Origin of the sequence: Neoluteolibacter marinus (assembly GCF_014904755.1) — a bacterium.
GTDB classification, from domain to species: Bacteria; Verrucomicrobiota; Verrucomicrobiia; order Verrucomicrobiales; family Akkermansiaceae; genus Haloferula; species Haloferula marina.
In genome coordinates this window covers 1-18,349 of sequence record NZ_JACZFQ010000055.1, presented here as the reverse complement: position 1 = coordinate 18,349, position 18,349 = coordinate 1, and the positions used below count along the sequence as shown (strand labels likewise).

At 67.8% G+C, this 18,349-nt stretch carries 9 protein-coding genes; 4 read left to right on the top strand and 5 right to left on the bottom strand.

Translation table 11 applies throughout. The features are described from left to right. Positions 1–59 precede the first annotated feature (59 nt). The 4 genes from IG178_RS12105 to IG178_RS12090 form a co-directional block, all read right to left on the bottom strand. Positions 60–2,276 (bottom strand): immunoglobulin domain-containing protein, encoded by a 2,217-nt coding sequence (locus IG178_RS12105; protein WP_193212816.1) that lies wholly within the window; start codon positions 2,274–2,276, stop codon positions 60–62. Positions 2,277–2,457: 181 nt separating this feature from the next. Further along, complete coding sequence (locus tag IG178_RS12100; RefSeq protein WP_193212815.1) at positions 2,458–6,885, bottom strand: Ig-like domain-containing protein; 4,428 nt, start codon at positions 6,883–6,885, stop codon at positions 2,458–2,460. A 239-nt stretch (positions 6,886–7,124) separates the two neighbouring features. Next, a complete protein-coding gene (locus IG178_RS12095; RefSeq protein WP_193212814.1) occupies positions 7,125–8,582 on the bottom strand; it encodes an arylsulfatase in 1,458 nt (485 codons plus the stop codon). Between the two features lie 87 nt (positions 8,583–8,669). Beyond that, on the bottom strand, positions 8,670–11,258 hold the full coding sequence (locus IG178_RS12090; RefSeq protein WP_193212813.1) for a choice-of-anchor D domain-containing protein: 2,589 nt from the start codon (positions 11,256–11,258) through the stop codon (positions 8,670–8,672). Positions 11,259–11,506: 248 nt separating this feature from the next. Here IG178_RS12090 and IG178_RS12085 point away from each other — a divergent pair, with 248 nt between their 5' ends. Both IG178_RS12085 and IG178_RS12080 read left to right on the top strand, forming a co-directional pair. After that, the gene (locus IG178_RS12085) at positions 11,507–12,676 is read left to right on the top strand and encodes an AraC family transcriptional regulator (protein WP_193212812.1); all 1,170 of its coding nucleotides are present in this window, start codon (positions 11,507–11,509) and stop codon (positions 12,674–12,676) included. A gap of 139 nt (positions 12,677–12,815) precedes the next feature. Further along, entirely contained in the window at positions 12,816–14,213 is a 1,398-nt protein-coding gene (locus IG178_RS12080) for a sulfatase family protein (RefSeq protein WP_193212811.1), read from the top strand. A 27-nt stretch (positions 14,214–14,240) separates the two neighbouring features. Here IG178_RS12080 and IG178_RS12075 read toward each other — a convergent pair whose 3' ends face one another. Next, positions 14,241–16,571 carry an alpha-galactosidase gene (locus IG178_RS12075; RefSeq protein ID WP_193212810.1) on the bottom strand — a complete coding sequence of 777 codons (2,331 nt, stop codon included), beginning with the start codon at positions 16,569–16,571 and terminating at the stop codon, positions 14,241–14,243. A gap of 186 nt (positions 16,572–16,757) precedes the next feature. Between IG178_RS12075 and IG178_RS12070 the strand changes: the two genes are divergently transcribed. Both IG178_RS12070 and IG178_RS12065 read left to right on the top strand, forming a co-directional pair. Then, positions 16,758–17,648: a glycerophosphodiester phosphodiesterase gene (locus IG178_RS12070; RefSeq protein ID WP_193212809.1), complete on the top strand. Its 891-nt coding sequence runs from the start codon at positions 16,758–16,760 to the stop codon at positions 17,646–17,648. 80 nt (positions 17,649–17,728) lie between these two features. Next, positions 17,729–18,349 (top strand): RNA polymerase sigma factor (locus tag IG178_RS12065; RefSeq protein WP_193212808.1); only part of this gene is annotated, 621 nt, incomplete at its 3' end.

The window sequence follows — 18,349 nt, the reverse complement described above, 5'->3', positions numbered from 1 at the left end:
CCCTGAACCGGACGCGGCCAACTGCCGCGGCCCGGCCGGGAAAAGCGGGACGCCCCGGATCAGGGATCGGGAGTCACTTCAATCCGCGTGAACAAGATCGGCGGCTGGGTTCCGCCGATCGTTGCCGTCACCGTGGCGATGCCGGTGCCCGGCGTGTTGTCGGAAACCGAGAAGGTCACCGTCGTGCCCTCGTTCTCGTCACCGCTGAAGTGCCAGGTGGAAAGGTCGCGCGACCAGAGATAGGCCGCCGCCACGTCCGGTGCCGGCGCCGAGTTCTTCGGATGCTGCAAGGTGAGGGTGTTGCCGACCTTGATCACGTTGGTGAGGCCCTGGTTCGCCACGCTCGGGTCGGTGCCGAGGTAATTCTCGAGGCCGTTGTCGAGACCGTCGCCATCCGCGTCGTCCTCGAATCCGGTCAAGGTGCCGACATCGTAGCCGCCGATCCAGGTCGCGAAGTCCGGCGCCGGTGGCAGGCCCGCGATCCCGAACCCGTCGAGCGTGGTGCGGTCGCCGACGGTGCTGGTCAGGAAGTCGTCGAAGACGATGGCGTAGCTGCTGGACCCGGTGAGACCGGCGGCGACGAGGCTGCGGAAGCGACGGTCGCCGCTGCCGGGGTCGCCCGGGGTGCCGTCGGCGAGGACCTGTTCGACGTTCGGTTCATTGCCGGTCGTGACGACGACCGGTGTCAGGTCGCCGTAGAGCCCGGTGGCCGCGGTGTCGGTGGTGACCAGCGACTGGATCTTCGCGGCACCGGCGGCGCGGACATTGTAGACGAAGAAGTCGAGGACCTCCGACGGGTCGAGACCGCTCAGGATCACGCGGATCTGTGCCGCGTCCACCGACGTGTCGCCGGCCGAGTAGGCGGTGGTCGAGTTCGCGTTGGCGCCCGGTCCGGTGGTTCTCAGCTCCCAGCCGCCCGAATTGGAGGCGCGGGTGGAAAGCGAGTCGTCGAAGTCGATCCAGTCCACGCCATCGAACTGCTGCCAAACCGCGGTGACCCCGGCATTCAGCTGCGTCGTTCCCGAGTTGCCCGACGGGGCGTCGAAGTAGGCGATCGGCCCCGGGTCCTTCACGATCAACAAGGTGTCCGAATAGCCCGCGATCGGGAAGTCCGCCGGCGTGACGCCCGTGCCGTCGTCAATCGCAGCGACATAGTAGATGGCCGCGTCGGCCTCGGTGAACGGGGTGAAGGACAGCGTGTCGCTGGTCTCCGCCAGCACCGTGTCGCCTTCGCCGTCGATCTTGTGCCATTCGTAGCTGAGCGCACCGATGCCCGTCGCGGTCGCGGTCACCGTGAGGTTCTCCCCGGGGAAGCCGGTGAGCTTGGCCGGGATCGAAACTTCCGGCGTCGGATAGATCAGGTCGACGTACACCGAGGGACTGGTGACAGTTCCCGCCGTGTTGGTCGCGACGACCCGGTAGAAGCCCAGGTCGTCCGGCTGCGCGTTGACGAATTCCAGGCTCTCGCCGACCTCGCCGGGGAGGTCCGTCCACGGATCGAGGTCGTCGGGCGAGAACTGCCACTGGTAGCCCGGGGCCGGGTTGCCTACGGCCGGATAGGTCAGGGTGAAGGTGTCACCGAAGGCGCCGTAGTAGGTTTCCGGGGGCACCCCGAATTCCGGGGCGGTTCCCGCCGGCGTGGCCTCGACCCCGAAACCATCCAGGGTGGCCCGGTCGCCCGGGCCCGCACCGTCGAAATCGTCGAGCACGATGACATAGGTGTCGGATCCGGTCAGACCGCTGAAGGCATCGTAGCGGATCCGCTGGTCGCCCGAGGTACTGCCTTCCGACCCGTCGGGCAGGACCGGCACGCCGCCGGAGGAAAAGGTGGTCAACCCCGCATAAAGTCCCGTCGCCGCGGCATCGGTGGTGACGGCTGACTGGATCGCGGCCACGCCCGCGGCCCTGATGTTGTAGATCGAGAAGCTGATCGAATCATCCGGATTGAAGCCGCTGACAATGACCCGGATCTGCGCGGCATCGCGGCCGCCGGTGATGTCACCGTCGCCCACCTGGTAGGCGGTGGTGCCGGCGGCATTGGTGGCGGGACCGGTCAAGCGCAGTTCCCAGTTGCCGCTGGTGTAGGCCCGCGCCGTTAGAGAATCGTCGAAGGCCACCCAATCCACGCCGTCGAACTGCTGCCAGACGGCGGTGAGGCCGGAATTCTCCTGGGTCGTGCCACTGCTCGAGGACGGGGCGTCGAAGTAGGTGATCTGGCCGGACAAGGTGCCCAGCAGGCACGCGGCGAGGACGGTGCTGACGGTCGGATGTTTCATGGTTGGGTTTGGGAATACGATGGGAGGCTTGGGTCTGTTAGATAGATCGAGGGCATCGGACGGCAGCCGGCCGGATGACCCGGCCGAAGCCGCGACGCGGGGTTCCGTCGATCTACAAACGGATATACAGCCGGCCCCCGGTTTTCGTTTAGTGCCGCCGCGAAGATTTCTCCGCAGCGGCTCACCGCAGGTTCACCTGGACCCGTCCGAAGCCCGACGATCCCGTTAGAGCGGGGCCCGGCAGGGCAAAGGCCGCCCATTCGTATCCGGCGGGCGCGGGCAACAACCCGGCCGGGACGGGAACCTCGACGACCGGGACGTTCCATCCGCTCATGTCCGCAGAGGATTGCGGCCGGTAGTCGAGGTCGCCGCTACGATAAATCCCGTTCTCCCAGAAGCCGCCGGCGCGGCGGAGATAGGCGAACGTCGCGGCGAGTTCGCCGCCCGGCACCGGCATCGCGATGGTCAAGGGGACATTGGAGGTGGCATCGAGCGGATTGCTGGCACCCAGGGCATACTCCAACAGGTTGTTCATGGCGTCGCCGTCCGGATTGTCGTCGGGCCCTTCGTCTCCCGCCATCAGCGGGTGCTCCGAGAGGTATCCGGCGAAGGTCGGTCCGGGCGGCGCAAGCGCGGGCGCGGCGGCCGGTTCCGCGCCGTCGATCTGGCTCAGGTAGGCCACCAACTGGTCGATCTGGGTGGAGGTGAGGCCGCTGGTCGCACCGTGGAGGTCGCCGGGATTGGCGGTGGTGAGGACATCGCGGAGAGTCGGTGCCGACCCGTCGTGCAGGTAGGGCGGGGTGGCCCAGATGCCGCGCAAGGTCGGGGTGTCCAGGCCGGCAAGCGCCTCGCCCAGCCGCTGCCCCGAGGACGGCTTGAGCGTCCCGACGTCATGGATGGCCCCCAGCGGGCTGTCGGTGAAGGTGTCACCGCCGTGGCACGCGTGGCAGGCAAGTTCGTTGAACAACTGGCGGCCGGCCACGGCATCCGCGGTCAGGGAACCGTCCGGATTCCGGAAGGGGCTGGGCGGGAACTCCACGAGCGAGGCGACGTAGGCCGCCAGCGCGTCGAGGTCCCCGCTGAGGCCGTGCTTGGCCAGACCGAGCGGATGGGCGCGGTCGCCGGCTGCGAAGAGAGCATCCTCCATCAGCCCGGCCCCGGCCCCGATGCCGCGGATCTGGCCCTCGAAGTCCTGCACCTCGTCGAAATTCGCGCTCCAGTGGAGGCGGCCGTGCGCGGTGCCGGCCCGGCCGCGGAGGTCGATGGTGTTCCTCAGCCCCTCGCCGAAGTTCGTGAAGTCCCAGATGCGCCCGTCCTGCGAGCCGTCGAGATGGCAGGAAGCGCAGCTCATGTAGGCCTCCTCGTTGAGCTTCACCGAAGTGGCATCGTAGAACAGCTCCTTGCCGCGCAGGACCTGCGGCTCGAGCGTTTCACTGCCGATCAGGACCACCGGATCGCCGACCGGCAGGACCGTGTTGTCGTTGCCGTTGATCAAATTGCCGACGTCGAACACCGAGAGGCTCCGCGACAGGAAGTTCATCACGTAGAGCCGGTGGGAAGAGACATCGACCAGAACCCCGGTGGGCGCCTTGCCGGTCGGGATCTGCGCGACCGGCTGCCCGGAATAGGCATCGACCACCTCGACGTGGTTGTTGCCGGGCATCGCCACGAATGCGAGGTCGCCGAGCGGGCTGAAACACACGGCGTGGGCGCGGTCGCGGTTGTCGTAGTCGATCCTTTCACCGGGAATCTCGGCACCGGTCGTCGGGTCGATGACCGAGGTGATGCAGCGCACGGTCATGTCATGGTTCAGCGCATTGCCGTCGCGGAAGCTGCCGCGCAGGGTGTTGTCCTTCTTCGACGGCAGCCATGCGCGCACGCCGTCCGGGCTGATGGCCACGGCATTGAGGTAGTTCGGCACGCCGCGCGCGCCGAGCGGCGTGTCCGGGCCGGGATCGACCGCGAGCGGGATGGTCCGGACCAGCGTCATGGCGGACGCATCGGCCTCGAAGACCTCGCCGCGGTCGGCGGGCGAAAGGAATCGGGTGACCCACAACCGGCTGCCATCGCCTGCCACCGCGACGCCCCGGATCTGCGGCCGGGTGCCGTCCGGATCCAGAGGGAGATCCAAGTCCGCAACCACCCCGCGCGTCGTGGTGTCGATCTTGACGACGCGGCCCAGCGCCCGCAGCGCGACGAAGGCGTGGCCGCCGTCCGGGGACATCGCCAGGCCGTAGGGCTCCGACCCGGCAGGCAGGGAAAGGACGTCCACCGGCGTGCCGTCGGCGCCGAGGATGGTGATCGACGCCGATCCCTCGCAGGCCACCCAGACCGTACCGTCGGGTGCGACCGCGACCGATTCCGGATGCTCCCCCACCGCGTGCTCGCCGGTCACCTCAAGGGTCGCCGTGTCCACCGCGGTCACCGTACCGGTGTCCGGATTGACGACCCACAAGGTGCCGTGGCTGGCGTCGAGCGCCATCGGCTGGCTGTGGGTCGGCGAGTGGGTGGTGAGCGGCCGGTGGACCACATGGGTGAAGCTGGTGGTGATCGTCTCCGGCTCTAACAACGGCACCAGCAGCTGGTCGACGTTCGGCCCCGCGGTGCCGGCGCTGGCCTGGAGCTCGATCGTGTTCGCGCCCGCCACCAGGGCAACGCCGGGAACCGTCACGACGTCCCAGTCCGTCCACAAGCCGGTGGTCGTGCAATCGACCGGCACCGGGGCGCCGCCGTTGACCACCAGGTTCAGGCGCCGGCCGAGGCCCTCGCAGGCGTAGCGGAACCCGAGGTCCACGCTGCCCGCGGCCGGGGAATCGATGGTCCAGCGGACATAAACGGACGCCCCCTGCGTCCCCGGATAGTCGACAAAGCCGCTGCCCAGGTAGCCGGCATTGTTGGTGGCCTTGACCACCCCGCCCGCCAGCGTCGCGTCCTCCGCCTCGAAGGTATCAACGGTGTCCGTGGCATGCAGCGATGTCGTGTAACGCCCCGGGGCGGCATAGGTGTGGGTGACCGACGCGCCGCTGGCGGTAGTGCCGTCGCCGAAATCCCACTCGTAGGCGACCCCGGCTTCCGGGGTTCCGGCCACCGACAGCCCGGTGGGATCGCCGAGCCGGGTCGGCGGCACCGGCGAGATCACCCCGCCGGTGAATCCGGTCACCCCGTTGCCGGTCCGGAAGGTCGACTTGAACTCCACGGCGACCGGGTTGCCCACGAAGTCGCGCAAGCCGCCGGCGGGCAACACGATCTCGTAGTAGGTGTTCGGCAGCAGCGGCACCTCGGGCGCAAAGGTCAGCGTCGTGGCGGTGCTGCCCCACGACCCCGCCAAGGGCTGGCCGCCGGCCGGCCGGACAAAGAAGGCCGCGCCATCGACCGTGGCCAGCTCCGGCCACTCGGAGAGGGAAAGCGCCACCGCGGTTGTCAGCGGCAGGTTCGTCGCCTGATCGGCGGGAAAGCCCTTGATCACCGTGGGCGCAGTCGTGTCCGGATTGACATCCTGCACGGCGATCAGGCCGCCGACGTAGCCGTCGACGTTCTGGTCGTCTGTCACCGCCAGGAGATTGCCGATGGGGCAGCTGAACTGGTCGTCCCACCGCGAGTCGCGGCCGACGTAGCGCCCGACCAGCGACGGAGCGGCGGGATTGGAGATGTCGTACTTCCAGACCCCCTGGGTACCGCCGCGCAGGCCGCCGAGGTAGAGGAAATGGTCCGCATAACTCTGGTACTCCGCACTCGGCAGGCCGCCGACGGACGCAACCTGCTGGATGTTCCGGGGGTCGCTGGTGACGTCGTAGCTGCGGTAGGGCGAGATGAGGTGGGCGTTGCCGCCGTAAAACGAGCCGATGTAGGAGTTCGACCCGCTGATCAACGCATCGAGCAACTTCGGGTTCGTCGGGTCGCCGATGTCGACGGTGGCCACGCCGTGATGGTCCTTGGGCGAGGTCACCACCAGCAGGTTACCGAGGGCGAACAACGGACCCGCGACCACGCCGCCGAGCTGGCTGGTGCTGAAGGTTTTGACCAGCTGGGGCGACGCCGGATCGCCGACATCCAGGACGTAGAGCCCGTGGGTCGTCGCGCCGAGATAGAGATAGCGGCCTTGCCAGGAGATCCCCCAGATGGCGTTGGCGACGTCGCCGTAGTTGATGTTCGGGAGTTCCACCGCGGCGACCAGCACCGGGCTGGTGGTGGCCGTCACGTCCCAGATGTCGACCCCTTTGCCGGAGGTGGTCGCAAGGTAGGTCGTGCCGTCCGCCAGGCGTCCGTACGACACCTGGTGGGACTCCGCCTCGCCGTCGGCGAACGGGCTGGTCATCGTGGCCAGCGACACCGGCGCGTAGGGATTGGAAATGTCCCACACCTCGTGGACCGCGTTGCCCGCCAGCATCAGGTAGCCGTTGTAAACCGACGGCTGGTTGAGGTGCAGCGAGGTCATCTGCGGGCTGATCTGCTGGAACAGCTCTGCCGGCGGATAGCTGAGATTCGGGATCGTGCCGTCGACGGCCTGCACCGTGCCCGGCCACGCGGCGTTGCCGAGCAGGATCGCCGCGGCGGCACGGATCGGCGTCCTGCCGGACACCCGGCGAGGGCGGGCCTTGGAAATTCTCATGGGTTCAGGTTTAGGGACGCTCGCCACGCGCCGGGCCGCAGGTCAGGACGTCCCCCGGAACCGGGAGTCACCCTCGCGGTGGAGTCCGGCGGGCGCAAGGGGCCGGCCCCGGAAGGTCGTTCCCCGCCCGGTCGCGGTCGTCCCGCCGGACCTGCCGTTCGTGCGCATGTACGAACGGATATACAGCCGGCCCCGGATTTCCGTTTAGTGTGCCCCCGAACTTTCCCCCGCCCCCCGGTTCAGTCGTCGAGGCCCGGGAGCTTCCAGACCGGACTGGTCGTGTGCTCCTCGGCCATGATGCGCCGGATCTTATCAACGATCTCCGGGTGTGCCGCCGCGAGGTTGCGGGTTTCCGATGGGTCGTCCTTCAGATTGTAGAGCTCGATCGATCCGTCGGTCCCGTTGCGCCGGTAACCCTTCCAGTCGCCCGTGCGCACGGCCTGTTGCTTGCCGCCTTCGAAAAACTCGAAGTAGATGTGGTCGCGCGCCGCCTGGCGATCCGTCTCCCCCCGCAGGGTCGGCAGGATGGAAATGCCATCCATCTCCGCGGTGACGGCCCGGCCGCCGGCATCCGCCACGGTTGGCATGACGTCCCACTGGGTGGTGACCAGGTCGCACTCGCTGCCGGCCTCGATGGTGCCGGGCCAGCGGGCGATCAGCGGCGTCCGGATGCCGCCCTCGTAGAGCGAGCGCTTGCGGTCGCGGAACGGCCCGTTGCCATCGAAGGTGGCGGTGCGCCCGTAGTAGCTGATCTCGTCGCCGTTGTCCGAGGTCCACAGCACCAGGGTATCGCGGTCGAGGCCGAGCTCCCGCAGCGCCGCCAGGATCCGGCCGATGTTGGCGTCGTGGTGGCTCATCAGCGAACAGTAGACCTTCTCGTAAAGGGTCAGCGACTTGCCGTCATAGCCGGCGACATCCGGGGCGCGCATCCCGCCCGGCGGCCCGCCGTGGGGAACGGTCGAGGCGAAGTAGATGAAGAAGGGCTCGTCGCGGTGCCGCGTCATGAACTCGATGATGCGATCGCCGTAGAGCTTCTCGATGAAGGTGCCGCCCTTGACCATCCCGCTGCCCTTTTCGCCCCCGGGCGGGGTGTCGTCGCGGGGCGCCTGCCCCCGCTTGCCCTCGCCGGTGGTGAAGCTGGTGCCCGCGAGCGTCCCGGGATCGTTCCCGGGCACGGGCACCAGCTTGCCGTTCTCCCAGATCTTAGAAGCGTAGTAGTCGCGGCAATCGATGTGGCCGAGGAAGCCGAGCCAGTAGTCCCAGCCGCAGGCCGTGATTTCCTCCGGGGTCGACATCCCGCCGGCACTGAGCTTGCCGAATCCCGCGGTCTTGTAGCCGGCGTCGCGGGCGACCGCGCCCAGCATCGGGTAGGCCGGCGGCCACGGTGACACCGGGCTCTTCTCGCGGTTGGCCCGCCAGGCCGCGTGGCCCGGGTGCTTGCCGGTCAGCAGGCTGCACCGCGATGGACCGCACACCGCGTTGCCGGCGTAGGAGTTGGTGAAGCGCATCCCTTCCGCCCGCAGGCGGTCGATGTTGGGCGTTTCGATGATCCGCTCGCTCGCGGGATCCATGCCGTAGCACGGGACCTTGCCGATCCCCCAGTCGTCGGTGTTGATGTAAATGATGTTCGGCTGGCGGGCCGCCCCCGGCGAAACGAGGGCGGCGAAGGCGAGGAACAGGAAGGTCCGGTGCTGCATGGGATCGGTCGGGAACGCCGGGCATCGGAGCCACCGGCCGTGATCCTACGGTTTTCATCGTAGCAACCTTTCCCGGCGTTGCGTTCATCACGGGTTGCCCACCGTGACGGCGAGGCGGGCGAAGAGCTTGCCGTCCGCGGCGAGGGCGGCCGGAATGTAAACCTCGACCCGGTCGATTCCGGTTTCGAAGCCGTCGTTGGTCTCCACCACGACCACCCCGTCCACCCCGTCGGCGGCGGTGGTCCACCCCGCGAGCCCGTTGCCATACTCGACGCCGATCGCGGTGTTGGCATCGGCGGCGGCCAGGTCGCTGCGGCGGTAGGTGAAGCGCAGGTAGGAGGACGCGGTCGCGTCGCCGTCCGGATCCGCGGTGACCAGGTCACCGCCGGGCAGCTTCGCGCTGTCGGGATTGGCCGGGTCGTTCGGCGATCCACCGATCACCCACTCGATGCCGGTGGCCACCCCGTCCTGGTCCGGATCGAGGTCCGGGAGGCCGGTGGTGGCGGGATCGAGGCCGGCGCCGCTGACAAAGGAACCGAAGGCGGTGCCACCGGGAACGGCATCGCCCCACAGGATCAGGCTGCTGATGTAGGCAAGGTTGGCGTTGCCGTTCTCCAGCATCCTCAGCTCGTAGGTCTTCCCGGACTCGACGGTGGCGGTGTGGGCGAACTGGCCCGGACGGTTGAAGTTGGCCGCCACGGTGTCCAGCGTGGCACCCTGCTCGCCGAACATGATGTTCTGTGGCAGGCCGTAGCCCGAATCGTAGTCGTGGCTGGTCACCAGGTTCAGCTCCCCGGCCGCCAGGCCGGTCAGGAGAATGCTGATGTAGTTGCCGGCACCGCCGTTGAAAGTGGTGGCCGCCCCGTCACCCAGCAGGTCGCCGGACGCCAGGCCGCTGAAGGTGGCGATGTCGCCGTTCTTCGAGACCATCTGGAGGGTCACGCCGGCCAGGCTCTGGACGGCGCCTTCGCCGACGACGAAACGGGTGTAATCCGCCGCCACTCCGGAATCCGCGCTGCCGAAGTCGGCCGCGGCGACGTTCCCCTGCGGCACCACGAAGGCCGTGAGCGCGATCTGCGGGGTGCTGTCCTGGTAGTCGTTCGAGACAATCGCCAGCGTCGCGGAGTGCAGGCCCTCGACCGCTCCCGGGTCGAAGGTGACCTCGATGTCACCGCTGGCACCCGGGGCGATTGGTCCCGGGAACGAGGTGACGGTGAACGCGGTGTCGCCCGTGATGGCGGTGAGCAGCTGGTCGATGACGAGGTCGCTACCGCCGCCGGTGTTGGTGATGGTCAGCGTCGCGGTCTGAGGGCCGGGATTGACGGTGAAGTTGCCGAATTGGATCGACGAGGCGGCGGCGGCGATCACCGGGTCGCGAACGTCGATGGTCACCTCGATGACCCAGGGCGAGAAGTCGCTCTCGTCGTTCGAGGAGACCTCGAGGTCGAAGGTGTAGATCCCGGCGCCGTCGGACGGCAGGAAGTCAAAGGTGATATCGCCGCTTTCCCCGGAAGCGACCGACGAGGGGTAGGCGAGGTTGGAGACGTAGGTCGCGTCGAAGCCGTACGCGGTGACGTCGTCGATGTTGAGGGCCGTGGTCCCGTCGGCGCCATTGTTGGTGAGCGTGACCGAGTAGCCCTGCGAGGTCCCGTCGTTGATGAAGGAAATCGACGCGACCGCCTCCAGGTCGGGGCTCGGCAGCACGGTGACCTCCACCGGGATCACCCGCGACGGGGACTCGAACGCATCGTCGGAGGTGATCTCGAGGTCGAAGGTGTAGGTGCCGGCGCCCGCGCTGGGCGTGAAGTCGAAGGTGATGTTGTCCGCCGATCCCGCGGCCAGGGTGGACGGGAAGACGATGTTGGAAACATCGCCCGCGGCATCGCCGCTCGCCGCCACGCCGCTGATGTTGAGGGCGGTGGTCCCGTCACCCGGTGCATTGGAAACCGGGATGCCGTAGTTGGTGGTGGAACCCGTGTTCGAGAACGTGAACTCCGGCTCGACCACCATGAACGGGCTGAGGGTCGCGGTGTTGACCGAGACGAAGAGGTTGTCGATGCGGCAGTAGTTGCCGGTCGCGGTGGTGCCGGGCGTGGCGGTCTGGATGCTGGCGAACAGCTTCTTGCCGACTGCTCCGGCGTCGGAGACGACCACCGGCGGGAAGGTCTCGGTCGACCAGGTCCCGTCGCTTCTCCCCGTGAAAACGAAACTCGCCAGCGTGGTCGCGGCACCGGTGAGGGTGTCGTCTTCGGTGTAGAACAGCGTCAGCCCCATTGAGTCGTTCGCCGCCCAACCGGACGCCGGGCGCGCCATGAACGAGGCGTTCAAGGTATTGCCGACCGCCAGTGTGTAGCCCGAGCTGCCCGAGGCATCGATGCCGATCCGGCGGGCGTTCTCGGCGGTGGAGCCCCCCATGGACGCGAAGTTCATCGCGCTGCCGACACCGGAAGCGTTGCTGCTGAGGAACTGGCTGTTGGTGATCAGCACCCAGGGCGCGGCAACCGCGCCGGTCCCGGACGGGCCTTGGAGGGAGAAGTCGCCGTCGTTGACGGCAACGTCGTGCTCCCCGTCGGAGCCTCCGTCACTGTAGTCGATGAGAATGGTGTCGGCGCCGGATCGCAGGGCGAGCAAGACCGGGGCCGCGGCGGCGAGTGCAAGAACTCTGAGGGATTTCATGGCGATGGTTTTATTGGGACCAAGGCAGGGTGCCTGGCGGAGATCCGGAGCCGCCGCGGGGGACTTCGCGGGAAGGGAGCGGGGTGCCATCCGGGGATCCGAAAACCTTGCCTTGGATCATCGCAGGCTGGGTTTCCGCGCCTTCGAGCCGCAATTTCCGTTGTTGCAATCTCAGTTCACTTTTTGTGAAAAGCCCGGAGATATTAGCATCCTTCATGCAAACTCCAGCATTCCGAAACGTCGCGCTGATGCTACCCATGTTCTACGAGTACGGGCGCAGCGTGAGACGCGGGGTGATGGACTGGGCGAACCGCAGCGGTCCCTGGCGGCTGATGGAGCTCGACCCCCAGGAATCCCGGGTCACGGCGGATCTCGGGCGCTACTTCGACGGGGTGATCCTGTGGGATTGGAAGCAGGACGCGATTTCCGAGACCATCCGCGGCTGGGGAATCCCGATCATCGAGGTCGGCGCGACCGACCAGCAGGAGGACGCCGGCCCCGGGTCACGCCGCCTGCGCATCACCTTCGACCGCCACTCGATCAACCGCCTGGCGGTGGAGCACTTCCAGGAATCGGGCATCGAATGCGCCGGCTACATCGGCCGCAACCTGCGCGTCGACGACCGGCGCGTGCCGCGGGTCGAGGACCTCCGGCAGCGGGTGCTCGACGCGGGCCTGGAGTGGACCGAGTTCGACACGCGCGACCACCATCCCGTGTGGGACCCCACGCTGCTCTGGCACGGGGCCAGCATCCCCGGGCTGAAGGACTACCTCCGCCAGTTGCCGGGGCCGACCGGCTTGCTATGCCAGGACGACTACCTCGGCGTGATGGTTTACGAGGTCGCCCGCGATCTTGGCCTGGGGGTCCCCGGCGACGTCGCAATCCTCGGCCAAGGCGACCGGATCATCGGCCGCTATGGCCCCTGCCCCTTGTCGACGGTGAAGATCCCCGGCGAGGACATCGGACACCAGGCGGCGGAGCTGCTCGACCGCTGGATGTCCGGGGCAACGCCGGAGCGGGTTTCACGGCTGGTCCCGTGCCGCGAAATCGCGATGCGCCAGAGCACCGGCGGCCTCTCCGGAAGGCTGGCGATCGAGCGCGCGAAACGGCACTTCGACCGCCACGCGGTGGAAGGGGTCACCGTCGGCGAACTGGCATCGATCGCCGGCTGCGCCCCGGCCACCCTGCGGCAACGGTTCCGCAGCGCCTACGGTTTCGAGATCGCGGCCGAGGCACGCAGCCGCCGCCAGCTGGAGGCGATCCGCCTGCTCGCGGATTCCGACCTGGAAACCCGCGAGATCGGCAAACGCTGCGGATTTCCGGCGGCGTCGAACTTCTTCAACTTCGTGCGCCGCCAGACCGGCATGGGCCCCGCCGAGTTCCGCCGCAGCGTTCGCCCGGGCAAGTCCGGGGCATGATCCCGCCCGGCCGCACCCGCGAGATTGCCGGGCCAAACGCTGCGGGCCAGTGGAACGTCCCCGCCCAACGCCGGAGGGGGAATTCCGGGTAACAGGACGGACTTTCGCGAAACGGTACCTCGAGCCCATCCACCCGAACATGAGATTTCCCATTGCCGTCCTGCTTGCCGCCACCTCGCTGGTCCTGACCGCGGCCCTCCGTGCCGCCGGCGACCGTCCGCCGGACCTCGTCATTTTCCTCGCCGACGACCTGTCGGTGGAAGACTGCACGCCGTACGGCAACCGCGGGATCAAGTCGCCCCACATGCAGGCGCTGGCGGAGGAAGGCCTGACCTTCGACCGCGCCTACGTCGCTTCCCCCAGCTGCGCGCCGTCCCGGGCGGCGCTGCTGACCGCCCGCTACGGGCTCCGCAGCGGCAGCACCTTCAACCACCAGCCGGTCGACACCGGGATCCGCAGGTGGCCGTCGTTTTTCCAGGACCTCGGCTACCAGGTGGTCGCGATCGGCAAGGTCGCCCACTACGCTCAGGTCACCTCCTACGGCTTCGACAAGGCCAGCTTCTACAAATACCATCAGGACGCCTGCGTGGAGAAAGCCGTCGAGTGGCTGGCGCAGCGCAAGTCGCGCAAGCCGCTGTGCCTGTTCGTCGGCACCAACTGGCCGCACGTCCCGTGGCCGGTCAAAAGCAAGATCCCGCCGGACAGCCTGAAGCTCCCGCCGGAACTCGCCGACACGCCCGAAACCCGGGTCGCCCGCGCGCGCTACGCCGCCGCCGTTGGCAACGCCGACCGCGACCTCGGCCAGGTCCGCGCCGCGGTGAAGCGCCACCTCCCGGAAGAGACCGTGTTCCTTTTCACCTCCGACCACGGCTCGCAGTTCCCGTTCTCCAAGTGGAACCTCTACGAAGCGGGCCTGCGGGTCCCGCTGATCGTCTCCTGGCCCGGCCACGTCGCCGCCAACCAGCGGACCGGCGCCATGGTCAGCTGGCTCGACCTGATGCCCACGCTGATGGAAATCGCGGGGGCCGACCCGGCCAAGGCCGCGCCGGGCATCGACGGCCGCTCGTTCCTGCCGGTGCTGAAGGACCCGGCCAAGCCGCACCGCGACCGGATCCTCGCCACCCACAGCGGCGACGGGAAATTCAACTTCTTCCCCGCCCGCTCGGTTCGCATCGGCCGGTGGAAGTACATCCGCAACATCGACCCCACGCTGGAATTCCACAGCCACGTCGACCTCGCCTCGAAGGATACCGGCTACTGGCCGTCCTGGGTCAGGGACGCCAAGGACAACCCGAAGATCGCCGCGATCGTCCAACGCTACCTCCACCGCCCGGCCGAGGAACTCTACAACCTGGAGTCCGACCCCGACGAACTGGTCAACCTGGTGGCAAAGTCCGAGCACGCCGACGAGCTGACCCGGCTGCGCGGCGCGGTCGATGAGTGGATGAAGTCCCTCGACGACCACGGCATGGCGACCGAAAAGGCCCGCCGCCCGGCCCCGAAGCGCAAGCCCGCCGACGAGGACCAGGACCGCTGATCCGCCCGGCGGGAACGGGGCGGCCCGTCACGGTTTGCCCGCCCGCTTCCCGGTGTAGCGGCCCTCGATGTCGAGCGTGCCATCGGCGTTCAAGCGGTGGCGGTAGCCACCTTCGACGACGAGTTCCCCGTCACCGCCGGCGGTGAAGGACTTGGTCCAGTTGACCTTGTTGCCCTGTCTCAGGATGCAGGTGCCGTCGGCCCGGAACTCGCGGCTGTGCGCCACGCCGCCGGCGAAGTAGCTCCAGGTCCCGAGCAGCGGGTGGCCCGTCAGGTCAACCGGCTCCGGCGGCTGGTAGTCGGCGGCCGTGCGGGCCTGGAGGTCTTCCAGGACCGACCAGTCGCGGGGCTCGGTGTCGAAATTGAGGATGCGGATTTCCTTCTGCCGGAGGGTGAAACGCAGCACGTCGCCGGGTCGATATTGACCGGCCAGGCCATCGAGGCTCCCGGCGAGCGGCGAGGACAGGTGGAAGAGCGTCTGGTCCGCGACCGCTCCCGGACCCAGGCCGAAGCGCCGGTCGAGCTTGATCTCGTAGGTCCGACTCTCCGCCGAGGGGTTGTGGATCGAGACGTAGCCCTGGCGGTCGTTCCAGGCGGTGTAACCGTAGACTTCCCCTTTGCCGGGATCACCGCCGTGCATGCGCGAGCGCTTGAAGGTCGGGAAGACGGCGTGGGCCCAGTGCAGGCCTTCGGCGAGCACGTCCCAGTCGTAGTCCTTGAGGAGAGGGGTCTTGAGGTAAAGTTCGATGAACCCCGTACCTCGCGACAGGTTCATGTAGAGGTAGCGGCGGAAGCTGTCCTTGGTCTCCTCCGACGAGGTCTTCTTCGGTTCGTGGTTGAAGATCGAGTGGAGCGGGAACTGCGTCTGCTCCTCGACCGCGAGCTGGTGATACACCTCGTCGCGGTAGGTCAGCTCGCCGGTGCGGTCGGCGCCCGACGCCGCGTCGCCGGCATTGATCATCCACACCGCGTCGATGTGCTGCAGCCACCACGGGGAGAGCCAGGCACCGTTCGAAATCACGATGTAGATGTCCGGATCGGCCCCGGCCATCGCGGCGAAGATGCGGACCAGCCGGTCGGTGCCGTCGCTGAGGTACTGGATCTTCTGCCGGTCGTATTTCGGATCGTTGAGTTCCGCCTCGCCGCCCTTGAATCCCTCGATATCAAAATTCCGGGTGTTCAGATGGCCGAAGATCCCGTCGAGCTTGAAATAGCCGACGCCGGCGCGGGCGAGTTCCACCATCCGCTTCTCCAACAGGCCGGTGTAAGCCGGGTCGTCGAGCGACATCCACGGGTCGAGCGAGCGCAGCCCGGCGGCCTTCATCTTCGGGATGGCCGCGGAAGCCCCGAACAGGGCACCCGGGCTCAGCCACAGGCCGAGCTGCGAACCGGCCGCAGAGGCAACCTTGAAGCTGCTTTCAAATGAGGGATCGAACTTGCCGTTGACCGGCCACAGGCCCTTGCTCCAGTCGGCGCCCTTGTCCTGCCACCCGTCGTCGATCACGTAGGCCTTGAGCGGCGGCACCCCGCGTCCGGTGACCAACTCGCGGTGGATGGTCTCGACGCTGGAGGCGAACTTGCCGGCATCGACTCCGGGCCCGAAGTCGAACCAGCTGTTGTACTGCGTCTGTAGTCGCAACGGCCGGATCCGGGTCCGGTCGATGTAGTCGAAGAACGCGTCCTGGACGAAATCCGGCGAACCGGCGACGCCGAAGACCGCGCTGGGAGCGATATGGACTTTGCCGGCTGGCAAGGTTGTCCCGACCAACTTGGAACAAATCAGGTGCCCGTCGGTGACACGATTGACCGCCGCCGGATACTCAAGGCCCCAGAAGGTCCCCGATTCCCGGGTGTAAAGCGGCTGGCCGAGACCGGGCCGCCATTGCCCGGCTCCCCGGGCGGTGATCTGCGACATGGTGTAGGGCTGGTAGGCCCCGGCGACCTTGAGCGATTCGACCTCGATGTCCGCCACCGCGAGGTCGGCCTCCGGGGTGAGGGTCACCGACTTGCGCAGGTAGAAGTCGCCGCTGCCGAGTTGGTAGCGGACGGTCGCCCCGACGGCGGGATCGGCGCAGCTGAGGTGAAGCGTGACATCCTGCCCGCTTGCGCCGGAACCGTCGTCGATGCCGGTGGCCGTGAAGTCGGACGCGGCGAGGCTGGTGCCGTCGGCGAGGTGGATGACGAACGCTTCGGCGGACTCCAGCGCCAGCGTCCGGCCATCGAGCTTGTTGGTGATCGACGTGGTGCCGATGCTCTCTCCGACCGTCACCACCCGCTTGAGGAACTGGTTCTCGAGGGTAATCGACTCCGGCGCCGCGAGCAGCGGAACGGCAAAAAGTGGCAGGATGAGGAGCTTCATGACGGGCATGGGAGAGGCGGGAAGTGATACGAAAGCACGATCCGGATGTTTCTTGAGTCGCTCATTTTATCTCGTTTTGGTCAAAATCATGATGTTTTAAGACAATTCCGAGGACGATATTGGGTGACGGGACCGGCACGCATTCCCGGATGGAGCGCAGGCCCGCGGGCCGTAGAAACCCCTCCCATGCGACTTCCCAGCCTGACCTCCGCCCTCCTGTTCCTGCTCGCGCCCGCCATCGTCCCCGCGGCGGATTGGAATGTCCGCGACCATGTACCGTTGGAGGATTTCGTGATCCAAAGCCATCGTGGTGCGGGCAACCTGGCCCCCGAGAACTCCCGGGAAACCTTCGAGCTCGCCTGGAGCCTGGGCACCATTCCCGAGGCCGACCTGCGCACGACCAAGGACGGCGTGATCGTCGCGTTCCATGACCCGGACTTCGCCCGCATCCTGCCGGCGGCAAGCGCGGAGACGAAGAAGAAGGGAATCGAGGACCTCACCTGGAGCGAAGTCGCGGAGCTCGACATCGGCGCATGGAAAGGAGCGGAGTTCGCCGGCCAGAGGGTGCCGCGGATCGACGCGATGTTCGCCCAGATGAAGGAGAAGCCGGGGCGCCGGGTCTATGTCGACATCAAGAACGTCGACCTCGGCCAGCTCGCCCGCCTTGCCAAGGAGGCCGGCGTCGCGGACCGGCTGATCCTCGCCAGCACCGACCACGCGGTGATCCGCAAGTGGAAGGACCTGGCACCGGAATCGAAGACGCTGCACTGGATGGGCGGCGACGAAGCGGTGCTTTCGCAGCGGATCGCGAAACTGGAAGCCGTGGAGTTTGCCGGTGTCGACCAGCTGCAGATCCACGTCAAGCCGGCCGCGGACGGGTTCACCCCATCGGCCGCCTTTCTCCGCCAGACGGGTGCCAGGCTCCGCGCCCACGGGATCCTGTTCCAGGCCTTGCCGTGGCAAAGCCGCGACAAGGCGCTGTTCGTCCGCTTGATGGACCTGGGCGTCGCCAGCTTTGCCACCGATTTCCCTGACTTCGCGGCGGCGACGGTGCGGGACTACTACGGGCGTCGCTAGGCGAATCGCCGCGGCTGGCGGCGGCCCGGCCGAAATTTTCCTGTCACGATCGCGGGGCGGTGCCGAATCATGGAGGAACCATGGACGATCGCCGCCTGCTCGACCGTTATCTCGCCGACCGCGACGAGGCTGCCTTCCGCGAGCTGGTCGACCGCCACCTTGACCTCGTCCATTCGGTGGCGTCGCGTGTGACCGCCAACCGCGAGCTGGCCCGCGACATCTCGCAAGCGACCTTTGTCCGGCTGGCGGAGCGCGCGGCCACGGTTCCGCGCGGCCTTTCCCTGACCGCCTGGCTGCATCGCACCAGCCGCTCACTGGCGATCGACCTGGTGCGCGCCGAGGAACGGCGCAAGCACCGCGAGCGGGCCTCCCTCCAGAACGAAGCCATGACGACATCCCCGGACCCCGGCTGGGAGCAGCTCGCTCCCCTGGTCGACGAACTGGTGGACAATCTGCCAGCCGCCGACCGCGAGCTGGTGCTGGCCAAGTACTACCGCAACGAACCCCACGCCCGCATCGCGGCGCAGCTGGGCTGCTCGGAAGCCAATGCCCGCAAACGCGCGTCCCGCGCCTTGGAAAAACTGCGGGCGCAGCTGGTCCGGCGCGGCATCCCGACCAGCGCCGCCGCCCTCGCCGTGCTGCTGCCCGCGCATGCCGTGACGCCGGCACCCGCCGCCTTGGCCGGGGCGGTGGCGGCGGCC